Source organism: Variovorax sp. GW821-FHT10B04 (assembly GCF_059415645.1).
In genome coordinates, this window is the sequence record NZ_JBWKNQ010000005.1 from 230,294 (window position 1) to 245,085 (window position 14,792).

Annotated in this window: 13 protein-coding genes; 5 read left to right on the forward strand and 8 right to left on the reverse strand. The window is 63.3% G+C overall.

All coding sequences use genetic code 11. From position 1 onward, the window contains the following. The first annotated feature begins 288 nt into the window (after positions 1–288). The 3 genes from AC07PZ_RS15050 to AC07PZ_RS15060 all read left to right on the forward strand — a co-directional run bounded on the left by AC07PZ_RS15050 (position 289) and on the right by AC07PZ_RS15060 (position 5,245). Positions 289–3,219 (forward strand): ribonucleoside-diphosphate reductase subunit alpha, encoded by a 2,931-nt coding sequence (locus AC07PZ_RS15050; RefSeq protein ID WP_495295908.1) that lies wholly within the window; start codon positions 289–291, stop codon positions 3,217–3,219. Positions 3,220–3,379: 160 nt separating this feature from the next. Continuing rightward, complete coding sequence (locus AC07PZ_RS15055) at positions 3,380–4,564, forward strand: ribonucleotide-diphosphate reductase subunit beta (protein ID WP_495295909.1); 1,185 nt, start codon at positions 3,380–3,382, stop codon at positions 4,562–4,564. A gap of 192 nt (positions 4,565–4,756) precedes the next feature. Beyond that, on the forward strand, positions 4,757–5,245 hold the full coding sequence (locus AC07PZ_RS15060) for a histone H1-like DNA-binding protein (protein WP_495296125.1): 489 nt from the start codon (positions 4,757–4,759) through the stop codon (positions 5,243–5,245). Positions 5,246–5,323: 78 nt separating this feature from the next. Here AC07PZ_RS15060 and AC07PZ_RS15065 read toward each other — a convergent pair whose 3' ends face one another. From AC07PZ_RS15065 to AC07PZ_RS15095, 7 genes are all read right to left on the reverse strand, one after another. After that, positions 5,324–6,226 (reverse strand): carbohydrate kinase family protein, encoded by a 903-nt coding sequence (locus AC07PZ_RS15065; protein WP_495296126.1) that lies wholly within the window; start codon positions 6,224–6,226, stop codon positions 5,324–5,326. Between the two features lie 37 nt (positions 6,227–6,263). Next, entirely contained in the window at positions 6,264–7,376 is a 1,113-nt protein-coding gene (locus AC07PZ_RS15070) for a zinc-ribbon and DUF3426 domain-containing protein (protein ID WP_495295910.1), read from the reverse strand. A 43-nt stretch (positions 7,377–7,419) separates the two neighbouring features. Then, positions 7,420–8,304 carry a 50S ribosomal protein L11 methyltransferase gene (prmA, locus tag AC07PZ_RS15075; protein WP_495295911.1) on the reverse strand — a complete coding sequence of 295 codons (885 nt, stop codon included), beginning with the start codon at positions 8,302–8,304 and terminating at the stop codon, positions 7,420–7,422. A gap of 117 nt (positions 8,305–8,421) precedes the next feature. Next, positions 8,422–9,771 (reverse strand): acetyl-CoA carboxylase biotin carboxylase subunit, encoded by a 1,350-nt coding sequence (accC, locus tag AC07PZ_RS15080; protein WP_495295912.1) that lies wholly within the window; start codon positions 9,769–9,771, stop codon positions 8,422–8,424. Between the two features lie 2 nt (positions 9,772–9,773). Further along, on the reverse strand, positions 9,774–10,220 hold the full coding sequence (gene accB / locus AC07PZ_RS15085) for an acetyl-CoA carboxylase biotin carboxyl carrier protein (RefSeq protein WP_495295913.1): 447 nt from the start codon (positions 10,218–10,220) through the stop codon (positions 9,774–9,776). Between the two features lie 114 nt (positions 10,221–10,334). After that, on the reverse strand, positions 10,335–10,874 hold the full coding sequence (locus AC07PZ_RS15090; RefSeq protein ID WP_495295914.1) for a TlpA family protein disulfide reductase: 540 nt from the start codon (positions 10,872–10,874) through the stop codon (positions 10,335–10,337). Then, the gene (locus AC07PZ_RS15095; protein ID WP_495295915.1) at positions 10,871–11,464 is read right to left on the reverse strand and encodes a hypothetical protein; all 594 of its coding nucleotides are present in this window, start codon (positions 11,462–11,464) and stop codon (positions 10,871–10,873) included. The genes AC07PZ_RS15090 and AC07PZ_RS15095 overlap by 4 nt, the downstream gene beginning before the upstream one ends. Before the next feature lie 68 nt (positions 11,465–11,532). On the opposite strand from AC07PZ_RS15095, the gene mpl reads away from it, so the two are divergent. Both mpl and AC07PZ_RS15105 read left to right on the forward strand, forming a co-directional pair. Next, positions 11,533–12,933 (forward strand): UDP-N-acetylmuramate:L-alanyl-gamma-D-glutamyl-meso-diaminopimelate ligase, encoded by a 1,401-nt coding sequence (gene mpl, locus AC07PZ_RS15100; protein WP_495295916.1) that lies wholly within the window; start codon positions 11,533–11,535, stop codon positions 12,931–12,933. 2 nt (positions 12,934–12,935) lie between these two features. Then, positions 12,936–13,445 carry a cupin domain-containing protein gene (locus AC07PZ_RS15105; RefSeq protein WP_495295917.1) on the forward strand — a complete coding sequence of 170 codons (510 nt, stop codon included), beginning with the start codon at positions 12,936–12,938 and terminating at the stop codon, positions 13,443–13,445. Between the two features lie 22 nt (positions 13,446–13,467). Here the strand turns inward: AC07PZ_RS15105 and AC07PZ_RS15110 are convergent, their stop codons facing one another. Next, a complete protein-coding gene (locus AC07PZ_RS15110; RefSeq protein ID WP_495295918.1) occupies positions 13,468–14,586 on the reverse strand; it encodes a 3-deoxy-7-phosphoheptulonate synthase in 1,119 nt (372 codons plus the stop codon). Between the last annotated feature and the right edge of the window lie 206 nt (positions 14,587–14,792).

Below are 14,792 nucleotides of genomic sequence, written 5' to 3' on the forward strand. Positions count from 1 at the left end.
CCCGAGAAGAAGAACCTGAGCATCCATGCGGCTTTCCGGCGAAAAAGCGGCGGAAGGCCGCACCAGCCGGTGGATCTAGCTCGTCAAGCCAGCGGTCACGCGGCATTGCCACGGACGGCAGCGGGCTGAGGCCTGGTACATGCGCTTGAAATTGACATAAAACGCTACATATAGTGGCTTGCGACCCCCTCAGGCCCTAGATATAGTGTGCGCTCCCCGGCACTCAACGCCGGTGCGACTGCCGACATGGCACCGCCGTCCCCCAGAATTCCATCGAGGACCGACCGAATGCAAACTGCTCTCCACACTCCTTCCGCCACGCGCGCCGCCCCCACGCAGACCTCTGCACCGTCGCGCGACACCGCAGGCACGCCGGGCGCCAATGCGCTCGCAAACTATCAGATCATTCGCCGCAATGGCGCTGTCGTTCCCTTCGAACCGAACAAGATCGCCATCGCGATGATGAAGGCCTTCCTGGCCGTGCACGGCACGCAGGGCGCCGCCTCCGCCAGCGTGCGCGAAACCGTCGACACGCTGACGCAGGCCGTCGTGCGCGCGATGGTGCGCTCGCGCCCGGGCGGCGGCACCTTCCACATCGAGGACGTGCAGGACCAAGTCGAACTCGGCCTGATGCGCGGCGGCCACCACGACATCGCTCGCGCCTATGTGCTCTACCGTGATCGCCGCGCGCAAGAACGCGCCAAGCAGGAAACGCAGGAGACGCCAGCCGCGCCTGCACTGCACGTGCTGGACCGTGGCGAGCGCGTCGCGCTCGACGTGAACGAGCTCAAGGGCCTGATCGAGTCCGCTTGCACCGGTCTCGGCGACAGCATCACCGCGGCGCCGATCCAGGCCGAGACGATGCGCAACCTGTACGACGGCGTGCCGCTCGACGAGGTCTACAAGGCCTCGATCCTGGCCGCCCGCACGTTGATCGAGAAGGACCCCGACTACACCTTCGCGACCGCACGCCTGCTGCTGCACACGATCTTCAAGGAAATCATCGGCCGCGAAGTGATGCCCGCGGAGCGTTCGCAAGCCTACGTCGACTACTTCCCGCAGTTCATCAAGAAGGGCGTCGACAACGACCTGCTCGACGAGAAGCTGCTGCAGTTCGACCTGCCGCGCCTGGGCGCCGCACTGAAGGCCGAGCGCGACAACCAGTTCGACTACCTCGGTCTGCAGACGCTGTACGACCGCTACTTCCTGCACGTGCGCAAGACGCGCATCGAACTGCCGCAAGCCTTCTTCATGCGTGTGGCCATGGGCCTGTCGCTGAACGAGATCGACCGCGAAGCACGTGCCATCGAGTTCTACGAAGTGCTGTCGTCCTTCGACTTCATGTCGTCGACCCCGACGCTGTTCAACGCCGGCACGCTGCGCTCGCAACTGTCGAGCTGCTACCTGACGACCGTGCCCGACGACCTCGACGGCATCTACGAGTCGATCAAGGAAAACGCGCTGCTCTCGAAGTTCGCGGGCGGCCTGGGCAACGACTGGACCCGCGTGCGCGCACTGGGCTCGCACATCAAGGGCACGAACGGCGAATCGCAAGGCGTGGTGCCTTTCCTGAAGGTCGTCAACGACACGGCCGTGGCGGTGAACCAGGGCGGCAAGCGCAAGGGCGCCGTCTGCACGTACCTCGAAACCTGGCACCTCGACATCGAGGAGTTCCTGGAACTGCGCAAGAACACCGGCGACGATCGCCGCCGCACGCATGACATGAACACCGCCAACTGGATCCCCGATCTGTTCATGCGCCGCGTGATGGAAAAGGGCACCTGGACGCTGTTCTCGCCCTCCAACGTTCCCGACCTGCACGACCTGTTCGGCGCCGACTTCGAGCGTGCCTACGTGGCGTATGAAGAGAAGGCGGCGCGTGGCGAGATCAAGCCGAGCCGCACGCTCCAGGCGTCCGACCTGTGGCGCAAGATGCTCACGATGCTGTTCGAGACCGGCCATCCCTGGATCACGTTCAAGGATGCCTGCAACGTGCGCTCGCCGCAGCAGCACGCCGGCGTCGTGCACTCGTCGAACCTCTGCACCGAGATCACGCTGAACACCAGCGATACGGAAACCGCGGTCTGCAACCTCGGCTCCGTGAACCTGCTGCAGCATCTGAAGGACGGCAAGGTCGACCAGGTCAAGCTGAAGAAGACGATCTCGACCGCGATGCGCATGCTCGACAACGTGATCGACATCAACTACTACGCCGTGAAGAAGGCGCGCGACTCGAACCTGCGCCACCGCCCGGTCGGCCTGGGCCTGATGGGCTTCCAGGACGCGCTGTACGAACTGCGCATCCCGTACGCTTCGCAGGAAGCCGTGCAGTTCGCCGACGAATCGATGGAAGCGATCTGCTACCACGCCTACTGGGCATCGACCGACCTCGCGAAGGAACGCGGCAAGTACTCGAGCTACAAGGGCTCGCTGTGGGACAAGGGCATCCTGCCGATCGACTCGCTCGACCTGCTCGAGAAGGCCCGCGGCGGCTACGTCGAGGTCGACCGCTCGTCGACGCTCGACTGGGACACGCTGCGCCAGAAGATCAAGGCCGACGGCATGCGCAACTCCAACTGCGTGGCCATCGCACCGACCGCAACCATCTCGAACATCATCGGCGTCGACGCCTCGATCGAACCCTGCTTCGGCAACCTGTCGGTCAAGTCGAACCTGTCGGGCGAGTTCACCGTGATCAACCACTACCTGGTGCGCGACCTGAAGCGCCTGGGCCTGTGGGACGACGTGATGGTCATGGACCTGAAGCACTTCGACGGCTCGCTGCGCCCGATCGACCGCGTGCCGCAGGATGTGAAGGCGCTCTACGCCACGGCATTCGAGGTTCCGACCACGTGGCTGGTCGAGGCCGCCGCACGCCGCCAGAAGTGGATCGACCAGGCACAGTCGCTGAACATCTACATGGCCGGCGCTTCAGGCAAGAAGCTCGACGACACCTACAAGCTGGCCTGGCTGCGCGGCCTGAAGACGACCTACTACCTGCGCACGCAAAGCGCGACGCACGCCGAGAAGTCGACGGTGCAGTCAGGGCGTCTCAATGCCGTGTCATCGGGCGGTGCCAATGCATCGACGGCCGCGGCGTCGGGCATGAGCGCCCTCGAAGCTGCGGCGCTTGCAGCGCAGGCTCAGATGAGCGCCATGCCTGCCACCGATATCGCTTTCTGCGGTGTCGATGACCCGACATGCGAAGCCTGCCAGTGACGGGACGTTGATGCGATGCTGATTCGCGGCATCGCCTGACACAAGGCGATGCTCGCGAGCAACATAAGCATGGATAAGCACGAGATAATTCGGGCGCGGTGATGAGCTGCACTTTGCAACTCACATCGTTGCTCACATAATTTGAGCATTGGATTTTTCTATGTTGACCTGGGACGAAGAAGTCAAACCATCCTTGCCAAAGGACATGCAACAAGGATTGCATCATTCATCGCAAAGCGGCGCGTCGTTGGCTCGCCCGATGGAAGTCCCGACTTCGCAAACAGCGCCCGCAGCACGCCCGCAGACTCCGGCAACGCCGGCTGTCGCGCACCGCGTGAACGCTGCCGACAAGCGCATCATCAACGGCCAGACCGACGTCAACCAGCTGGTGCCGTTCAAGTACAAGTGGGCCTGGGAAAAGTACCTCGCCACCTGCGCCAACCACTGGATGCCGCAAGAGGTGAACATGACGCGCGACATCGCGTTGTGGAAGGACCCGAACGGCCTGACGGAAGACGAGCGCCGCATCGTCAAGCGCAATCTCGGCTTCTTCGTGACGGCCGACTCGCTGGCCGCAAACAACATCGTGCTGGGCACCTATCGCCACATCACGGCGCCTGAATGCCGGCAGTTCCTGCTGCGCCAGGCTTTCGAAGAAGCGATCCATACACACGCCTACCAGTACATCGTCGAATCGCTCGGCCTGGACGAAAGCGAGATCTTCAACGCATACAACGAGGTGCCGTCGATCCGCAACAAGGACGAGTTCCTGATCCCCTTCATCGAAGCGATCAGCGACCCGAACTTCAAGACCGGCACGCACGAGACAGACCAGACGCTGCTCAAGTCGCTGATCGTGTTCGCGTGCCTGATGGAAGGCCTGTTCTTCTACGTCGGCTTTACGCAGATCCTCGCACTGGGCCGCCAGAACAAGATGACCGGCGCTGCGGAGCAGTATCAGTACATCCTTCGCGACGAGTCGATGCACTGCAACTTTGGCATCGACCTGATCAATCAGCTCAAACTGGAAAATCCGCATCTCTGGACTTCCGAATTCAAGGCGGAGATCAAGGGCCTTTTCATGAAGGCCGTCGAGCTCGAATACCAGTACGCCGAAGACACCATGCCGCGCGGTGTGCTCGGCATGAACGCCTCCATGTTCAAGGGCTATCTGCGCTACATCGCCAATCGGCGCGCGCAACAGATCGGCCTCGATACGCTCTTCCCGAACGAGGAAAACCCGTTCCCCTGGATGAGCGAAATGATTGACCTGAAAAAAGAGCGGAATTTCTTCGAAACCCGCGTGATCGAGTACCAGTCGGGTGGAGCGCTCTCCTGGGATTGATCGAAATCCATAACAATCAATGAATTCAGGAATTGCCCTCGCCAACGACGCACCAGAGAGTGTGGCTGGCAGAGGGCTTAGGTGTTCATGGCGCTGGAGCTTGATATCCAACGCCATGAATCGCTCCATGCTCACAAGCGTGCATGGAGTGCTTCAAGAGGTTGATTTTTCAACTTGATCAAGGAGAAAGAAATGGCAACTGCAAAGAAAGCGCCGGCGAAGAAAGTCGCGGCCAAGAAAGTCGTAGCAAAGAAGGTCGTCGCCAAGAAGGCGCCGGCGAAGAAGGTCGTCGCCAAGAAGGTTGCAGCCAAGAAGGCTCCAGCCAAGAAGGCTCCGGCGAAGAAGGTCGTTGCGGCCAAGAAGGCTCCGGCGAAGAAGGTCGTCGCAGCCAAGAAGGCTCCGGCAAAGAAGGCCGTCGCGGCCAAGAAGGCTCCGGCGAAGAAGGCCGTCGCAGTGAAGGCACCGGCCAAGAAGGTCGTCGCCAAGAAGGCTCCTGCCAAGGCACCGGCGAAGAAGGTCGTCGCCAAGAAGGCTGTTGCAAAGAAGGCTCCCGCCAAGGCACCTGCTGCCAAGAAGGCTGCCAAAGCACCTGCGAAGGCGCCCGTCGCCCCTGCCCCTGCGGCACAGACGACCTTGAACCCGCAAGCTGCCTGGCCGTTCCCGACGGCAAGCAAGCCCTGAGCGTTCACGACGCCTTGACGGCAAAAAGCCCGGCACCGAAAGGCGCCGGGCTTTTTTCATGCGCGACCGCGCGCAGGACTACAGAGCCAGCGCTGCGCGATCGATCTGGTAGTTCTGCGGCCCGCGCGCGGCGATCTTCAGCGCGCCGATGCGGTTACCCAATGCAGCGCATTGAGCGAGTGGCCATCCCAGCTCGAGGCCGAACAGCAGCGCACCGCGCCACGCGTCACCACAACCGGTCGGATCGACGATCGCAGTCGGTGTGACAGGAGGCACCTTCGTGCATTCGCCACCCACCCACACCTCGCAGCCGTCGGCGCCCAACGTGACCACCAGGCCCTTCACGCGGCGTGAAATATCGGCACTGCTCCAGCCCGTGCGATCGCTGAGCATCTTTCCCTCATAGTCGTTGACCGTGACCCAGTCCGACTGCTCGATGAAGCGAGCGAGTTCATCACCATTGAACATCGGCAAGCCCTGGCCCGGATCGAATACGAACGGGATGCCAGCCAGCTTGAACTGCTCCGCATGCTGCAGCATTGCATCGCGTCCATCAGGCGAAATGATGCCCAGCTTGATGTCGCTGCGCGCTTCGATGCGTGTGACATGCGCCTGCTGCATCGCTCCCGGATGGAAGGCCGTGATCTGGTTGTTGGCCATGTCGGTCGTGATGAAGCACTGCGCCGTGTATGTGTCCGTCAGTTCACGGACGAACTCGGTGCCGATGCCCAGGCTCTGCAAGCGCGCGATGTAGTCGACGCCGTCGCTGCCAACGGTCGCCATCGGCAACGCCTTGCCTCCGAGCGCGTTGAGGCTGTACGCGATGTTGCCCGCACAACCGCCGAAGTCGCGCCGCATGGCCGGAACCAGGAAGGACACATTGAGGATATGCAACTGATCGGGAAGTATCTGATCGGCGAAACGGCCGTCGAAAGTCATGATCGTGTCGAACGCGAGGGAACCGCAAATCACTGCTGCCATGGAATGAATCGTTGGGTTGGAAAAACGTAAGGGGCGCTCAGGGATAGAACGCGTCGAGGTGATAGCCGGCAATGAGCGGCTGCAACGCCTCGGCCTGCGACGGAGCGATCGCCAACGGCAGCACGGTGGAATGCTCACCATGGGCGCTCAGCACCATTGGCGCGCCGAAATCGGCCGGGCGCAACACACGCCGCAGAACCGGACGCTCCTGCGTGTCGAGCAGGGAAATCTCGACAGCGGGCATGGCCAGCGGCATCGCAGACTGATTGCGCAGGGTGAAGCTCAGCAGATAGCCATCGTCGGTCTTCTGCCGCACGAAAGTCGAACCGTCGATCGCGATATCGTCGATATTGCGCAGCGGCGACACCGTGCAACCAGCGAAACGGCACCAGGCAAGCATCGCCGGACGAAGCGCCGGCTGGCGCGCCACGAGCACGTCGTGCGTCTGGGCAAGCACCTGTGAGACCAGCACGAGCAAGGCGACCAGCGCCAGGACAATGAGCGCGACGCGCCGCCACATGCTGCGGCGGCGGTCCATTTGGGGATCGGCATCGCCAAGAAAAGAGAAATCGGATTCGTGCGATCGACGCTCGAGCCGTGCGCCGTCCCTGGCCGGGCCGGCCGGCTCGCTGGGTGTCCTGACGATGAAGGGCGCAATCTTCTCGCCGGCCAGGCCATCCTGGCCGTGCCGAGCGGCGCCCTCTCCCAGAGAGGTCAAAGGAATGGGACCGCCGATGATTTCGGCAGCAGGCGGCTCGGGCCGCGTGGCATCGAGGTCGGAAGACGACCAGAAAGGATCGACCCTTTCCTCACTTTTGCCACCCAGTTCCAGCGACGGAAGCTGTTCCCAAGACGTATTGGCCGCCGACGTGGAGATCCAGGGCAGATCATCGTCCAGCGGCACCTCGTCTCCTGGCGATGCGATGACCGATTCGGCATTGGGCACGCCGCTCCCAGCAGCATGCGCATCTTCACCGGCAGCATGCGCCTCGACCACAGGAACGGGATGCGATGGGTCCACCATGTGATCGTTCGCATCGAACACCCGGCTGCAGCGACCGCAACGCACCCAGCCATCCGAAATGCGCAACTGATCAGGCACCACCTTGAACGTGGTGCTGCACGCAGGACAGCGGGTGGCGAGGCTCATGATGCGGCGATCGTCAAGAAAATGCCTCGATGCCGACTGCCGGCTACAGCCGCGCCGTCATCAGGATCCAGCCATCTTCGCTGTCGCTCACTTCCAGCGTGGCATGGGGTGCGTAGGCCGCCTTCAACTCATCCGCCTGCCGCGCGAGGATTCCCGCAAGCACGAGCGAGCCGCCGGGCGCCACGCGCTCGCACAGCAGCGGCGCCAGCACCTTGAGCGGCGTCGCCAGGATATTGGCCAGCACCGTGTCGTAGCGGCCTTCGGCAGCCTCGGGAAGACCTGCATTCAGTGCGACGTTGTTGGCCTGCGCATTGAGCCTGGTCGACTCGACCGCCGCTTCGTCGATGTCGACGGCATCGATGCCCGCTGCGCCGAACTTCGCCGCACCGATCGCCAGGATGCCCGAACCGCAGCCGTAGTCGAGCACACGACCCAACGTCGTGCGCTGCCGTGTGGCGATCCAGCGCAGGCACATGCGCGTTGTCGGATGCGTGCCGGTGCCGAAAGCCAAACCCGGGTCCAGCCGGATCACCTCACGCGCTTGCGCGGGCGGCTCGTGCCAGGTCGGCACGATCCAGAATTCAGGCGTGATCTCGACCGGCGCGAACTGCGACTGCGTGAGCCGCACCCAGTCCTGCTCGGCCACCTCGGCCACACCGATCAGTTGGCAATCCGCAAAGAAATCCTGCGCCGACAGCAAGGCGGCCGCTTCGCGCGCCAGCAACTCGGTCTGGAACAGGGCAATCACGCGGGAGCGCTGCCAACCCTCCTTGGGCGGCGGCATGCCGGGCTCGCCAAACAGCGCCTGCTCGGCATCGGTCTGCGCGTCGGCGTCTTCCACCGAGACACTCAGCGCATCGAGCGCGTCCAACGCATCGCTCACCGTCTCGACGCGGTCCTCGGGCGCCATGAGGCGAAGTTCAAACATGGCAGCAACCCTTCATCAGGAACACCAAGGCACCGGCGGTCACGCCGGGCCTCGAACGCGGCCCCTTCAACGGGCAGCTGGCAGGGCCACGCGATCCGCGCGTCGCCCCCGGTTCGTTCATCGCTTGTGCGCGAGCAGCCACTCTTCGAGATAGTGGATGTTGGTGCCGCCAGCCATGAAGCTGGCATCGACCATCAGTTCGCGGTGCAACGGGATGTTCGTCTGGATGCCTTCGATCACAGTCTCGTTCAGCGCCGTGCGCATGCGCGCCAGCGCTTGCTCGCGCGTGTCGCCATGCACGATGATCTTGCCGATCATCGAGTCGTAGTTCGGCGGCACGAAGTAGTTCGTGTAGACGTGAGAATCGACGCGCACGCCCGGTCCGCCCGGCGGATGCCACATCGTGATGCGTCCAGGCGATGGCGTGAACTTGTACGGATCCTCGGCGTTGATGCGGCACTCGATCGAATGGCCCCGCATCTCGATCTGGCGCTGGGTGAACGGCAGCTTTTCGCCAGCGGCCACCATGATCTGCGTCTTCACGATGTCGATGCCGGTCGTGAACTCCGTCACGGGATGCTCCACCTGCACGCGGGTGTTCATCTCGATGAAGTAGAACTCGCCGTTCTCGTAGAGGAATTCGAAGGTGCCGGCGCCGCGATAGCCGATCTTCTTGCAAGCCGCTGCACAACGCTCGCCGATCTTCTCGATCAGCTTGCGAGGAACGCCAGGGGCGGGCGATTCCTCGATCACCTTCTGGTGGCGACGCTGCATCGAGCAGTCGCGCTCGCCCAGATAGACGGCGTTCTTGTGCTTGTCGGCAAGAATCTGGATCTCGATGTGCCGCGGGTTCTGGAGAAATTTCTCCATGTAGACGGCCGGATTGTTGAAGGCCGCGCCCGCTTCCGCCTTGGTCATCTGGATCGCATTGACCAACGCCGCCTCGGTATGGACCACGCGCATGCCACGTCCACCACCGCCGCCAGCCGCCTTGATGATCACCGGATAACCGATCGCACGCGCGATCCGCTTGTTGGTGGCCGCATCGTCGGACAGTTCACCCTCCGACCCTGGCACGCAAGGCACGCCCGCCTTGATCATCGCCTGCTTGGCCGACACCTTGTCGCCCATGATGCGGATCGACTCGGGCGAAGGGCCGATGAACTGAAAACCGCTCTGCTCGACGCGCTCGGCGAAATTGGCGTTTTCGCTCAGGAAACCATAGCCGGGGTGGATCGCTTCCGCATCGGTCACCTCGGCTGCCGAAATGATCGCAGGCATGCTGAGATAGCTCTGCGCCGACGCGGCCGGTCCGATGCAGACGGCTTCCTGCGCGAGCTTGACATATTTCGCCTCGCGGTCTGCCTCGGAATAGACCATCACGGCCTTGATTCCGAGTTCACTGCAGGCCCGCTGGATTCTTAAGGCAATCTCACCGCGATTGGCGATCAGGATCTTCTTGAACATGGTCACTCGATGATGAACAGCGGCTGACCGTATTCGACCGCCTGTCCGTTTTCGCCGAGGATCTGGGTGATCGTGCCCGCCTTGTCGGCTTCGATCTCGTTGAGGATCTTCATCGCCTCGATGATGCAGATCGTCTGGCCTTCCTTGACCTGGGAGCCGACCTCGACGAACGACGGTGCGCCCGGACTCGAAGCGCGGTAGAAGGTGCCGACCATGGGCGACTTGACCGTGTGGCCCGTTGCGACCGGTGCCGCGGCAGGCACAGGAGCAGCCGCAGCCACGGGCGCTGCGACGGCACTGGGCGTGGCCGCCTGCTGCACATATTGGACCGGTGCCGCTTCGCCGGCCTTGACGATGCGGACCTTGCCTTCGGCTTCAGTGATTTCCAGTTCGGAAATGTTCGATTCGGACACCAGGTCGATCAGTGTCTTGAGCTTGCGCAGATCCATGGGACTCCATCACCGGCATCGCCGGCTATTAGGACATAACTCGCTTGAAAAGCGGCTTATTGAGACGTTCTGACGGGAACCGCCAGTCGTGGGCGCGGATTCTAACCGTGAACTTCAGGTCCGCAGCCAGCTCTCGAGATCGGCTGGCTCGAGCTTGCCCATTTTACGCGCGGCCACCGTGCCGTCGGCAGCGATCACCAGCGTGAAGGGCAGGCCTCCGCCGGTATTGCCCAGCTGGCGCACGAGTTCGGTCCCTTGCAATCCTGCGAGACCCACAGGAAATGTGACGGCCGTATGCCCAAGGAATTTTCGGACAGCGCTGGGCTGATCGATAGCCAATCCGACGACTTGCCAGCCGTTCGCAGCCTGATCGCGAAAAAAGCGATCAACCATGGGCAATTCCTCGATGCACGGCGGGCACCAGGTCGCCCAGAAATTGATGAGCAGCGGCTTGCCCTTGAGCGACGCGAAATCGAGTTCTCCACCCTCCGGGCGATCGAACTTCGAGGCCCAGACCGTCGCGTCCAGACGCTCGCGTGTGGATGTGGGGGCGGTTCCGTGACGCAGCCAGGCACCACCCACACCAGCCACCGCAGCTGCGGCTGCCACGCCGCCAAACAGCAGCCCACGCCGTGTCGATGACGATGAATTCATACCCCGTCCTTTTCGATAAGTCTCCGCAAGGCAGCCAGATCGCCTCTCGGCACACGTCCCTGCGCATCCGGCTTGAGTGCGCCGCGCAGATCGTCGAAGTCGTACACCAGCAGATGCACACCGACTTCTTCGCCGAGCAGGCGACTCATGGCATGCACGCTGAGCGCCTCGACCTGCTCGCCATGGAAACCCGTCACCATGCGCGGTTCGTAATCGACATGGTGGTCGATCAATGCGATCTCCGCGGATTTGGAATCGTCGCAGAACAGCTGGACGTAGACATCGGACAGGCGGGTCGCCGTTCCATGCCACACCGAGCCGCCCACATGCGGGCGAAAGGCCTCCATGCGCGCCATCCATTCCAGGGCCAGCACACGCAGCGCATGCAGCTCCCGCGGCTGCGTGTCGGCGCAGAACAGCGTGATGTAGTCACGCACCTCGGTTTCGACCTCGTCGTTGTTGGGCAACGCGGTGCGTGTCGGCAAGCCCATTTCGCGCACGGCACGGCGTTTGGCCGGGCCGTATTCGAGCCCCTCCTCCACCACGAGGCGGGCAGCGACGGCGGCAATTTCGCGCTTGGACATGTCCATCGGCCCATTTTGCCCGCAGCCCGCCTTTCACAGAAGCCCTTGTACAGAGCGTCCCTAGAATTGCCTGGATGCATATTCACATTCTCGGCATCTGCGGCACCTTCATGGGAGGCGTTGCCGCACTGGCACGCGAAGCCGGCCATCGTGTGACGGGCTGCGACGCCGGCGTCTATCCACCGATGAGCGATCAGCTGCGTGCGCTTGGGATCGATCTGATCGAAGGTTTCAGCGCAGACCAGATGGCGCTGAGACCCGACATGTTCGTGGTCGGCAACGTGGTTTCTCGATCCCGACTGGCGGATGGGACGCCGAAATTCCCGCTGATGGAGGCGATCCTCGATGCAGGCGCGGCCTATACCAGCGGACCGCAATGGCTCGCTGAACATGTACTGCAGGGTCGCCACGTGCTCGCCGTCGCAGGCACGCACGGCAAGACGACGACCACGTCGATGCTCGCCTGGATCCTCGAGCGCGCCGGACAGGCACCCGGCTTCCTCGTCGGTGGCGTACCGCTGGATTTCGGCGTGTCGGCCCGGCTCGGCTCGCAGCGTCCGTTCGTGATCGAGGCCGACGAATACGACACGGCATTCTTCGACAAGCGCAGCAAGTTCGTGCACTACCGGCCACGCACCGCGATCCTGAACAACCTCGAGTTCGACCACGCCGACATCTTCGAGGACCTGCGCGCGATCGAGCGGCAGTTTCATCATCTGGTGCGCACCGTGCCCGGTGCCGGCCGGGTCGTTGCAAATGCTTCCGAGGAAAGCCTGAAGCGCGTACTGGCGCAAGGCTGCTGGAGCGAGCTCGCGACCTTCGGCGCCGAAGGCATGTGGCAGGCGCGCGGCGCCCACGACGCCTTCGACGTTCTGCACCGCGGCGAGCCTGTCGGACGCGTCGAATGGGCGCTTTCGGGCCAGCACAACCAGATGAATGCGCTGGCGGCGATCGCGGCCGCCGACCATGTGGGCGTGGCGCCGATGACGGCCGCCGCGGCGCTGGGCAGCTTCCAAAACGTCCGCCGCCGAATGGAACTGCGCGGCAGCATCGAACGAGACGGCGGCTCGATCACGGTGTATGACGATTTCGCACACCATCCGACCGCCATCCGAACCACACTCGACGGCTTGCGGCGCAAGCTCGATGCGGGCGGGCGCACGACGGATCGCATCCTTGCCGTCTTCGAACCACGCAGCAACACGATGAAGCTCGGAACCATGGCGGCGCAATTGCCGTGGAGTCTCGAGGCCGCCGACCTGTCGTTCTGCCATGCCGGCGGGCTCGACTGGGACGCCGCTGCCGCACTCGCCCCCATGGGCACGCGGGCGCAGGTGACAGACGCGATCGATCCGCTGGTGGCACAAGTCGCCGCCGCCGCCCGACCCGGCGATCACATCGTCTGCATGAGCAACGGCGGCTTCGGCGGCGTGCACGACAAACTGCTCGACGCGTTGCGTCGCGAGGCTCGATGAACATGGCGACACGCGTACAGCAACTGATCGAGCTGCTGCAATTGCAGCCGCATCCCGAGGGCGGCTGGTACTGCGAAGTCTTTCGCTCGGCCGCGCAGGTGACACCGGCCGTCGACGAACGCCCGTCCCGTGCCGCGCTCACGACGATCTATTTCCTGCTGGAGGCGCAGCAGCATTCACGCTGGCACCGCGTCCTCTCGGACGAAGTCTGGGTGCATCTGGAAGGTGCGCCGATCGCCCTCTGGACCTGCGACGCCGCCTTGCGCACGGCGCCCGCCCACGTGCGACTGGGACCGGTCGACGCGCACGGCACCCGGCCGCAACATGTGGTGCCCGCCGGCCAATGGCAGGCCGCCCGCACACTTGCGACGCATGGCCATGGCGACTTCGCGCTGGCCGCCTGCATGGTTGCACCGGGCTTCGACTTTGCCGATTTCTCGATGATGCCTACGGACAGCGACGAAGCAGCGCTGATGCGCCATCACTGGCCGGATCTGGCAGACATGATCTAGCCATCGACGGCCGCGCGCCCGATCAGCCTCGTCGTTGCTTGACCGCCTGCGACAACGTATCGAGCACCTGCACCGAATCGTTCCAGCCAAGGCAGGCGTCCGTGATGCTCTTGCCGTATTCGAGGCCCGACAGCGTGTCCTTGCCCGGCGTGAACTTCTGTGCGCCGGCCTGCAGATGGCTCTCGATCATCACCCCGAACACGCTGCGGCTGCCGCTGGCGAGCTGGCCTGCGATGTCGCGCGCCACATCGACCTGCTTCTGATGCTGCTTGCTGCTGTTCGCATGGCTGCAATCGACCATCAACGTCGCCGGCAACTGGGCCGCTTCGAGATCTCGGCAAGCTGCAGCAACGCTGGCCGCGTCGTAGTTCGGAGCCTTGCCGCCGCGCAGGATCACGTGGCAGTCCTTGTTGCCGTTGGTCTGCACGATCGCGACCTGGCCGTTCTTGTGGACCGACAGGAAATGGTGGCCGCGCGCGGCGGCCTGGATCGCATCGGTCGCGATCCGGATGTTGCCGTCGGTGCCGTTCTTGAACCCGATGGGCGCCGAGATACCGGATGCCAGCTCACGGTGGACCTGGCTCTCGGTGGTGCGCGCACCGATGGCACCCCAGCTGATCAGATCACCGATGTACTGCGGCGAGATCACGTCGAGGAATTCGCTGCCCGCCGGCAAGCCCAGGCGGTTGATGTCGATCAGCAGCTGGCGCGCCATGCGCAAGCCTTCGTCGATGCGGAAGGTTTCGTCGAGGTACGGGTCGTTGATCAATCCCTTCCAGCCGACCGTGGTTCTCGGCTTCTCGAAGTAGACGCGCATCACGATCTCCAGCGTGTCGGCGTATTTTTCTCGCTCGGCCTTCAGGCGCCGTGCGTACTCGATTGCTGCGGCCGGATCGTGGATCGAGCACGGCCCCATCACCACCAGCAGCCGGTCATCCTTGCCGGCCATGATGTTGTGGATGTTCCGGCGGGTGTCGGTGATCAGCGTCTCGACGGACGTGCCGTGGATCGGGAAGAAGCGGATCAGATGTTCGGGAGGGGGAAGCACGTTGATGTCCTTGATGCGTTCGTCGTCGGTCTGGCTGGTTTTCTCGACGCGCGCATACCAGCGGTCGCTGGTCGGTGCAAAGGGATGGGTCATCGTTCGGCTCCTTGGTCTGTGGACTTGACTATCGAAAGGGCATAAAAAAACCGCCGGGGCGTGAGCGCCGGCGGTCTTTGGAGGGGGTGTACGTTTGTTTTACGCGCTCGCCTCTAGGCCGCCGGAGATCCGGAACCAAAAGTACGAAAAATAAAAAGCAGCGCGCAAAGACATGGGAGGCACTCTAGCACAGGACACGAAGACGC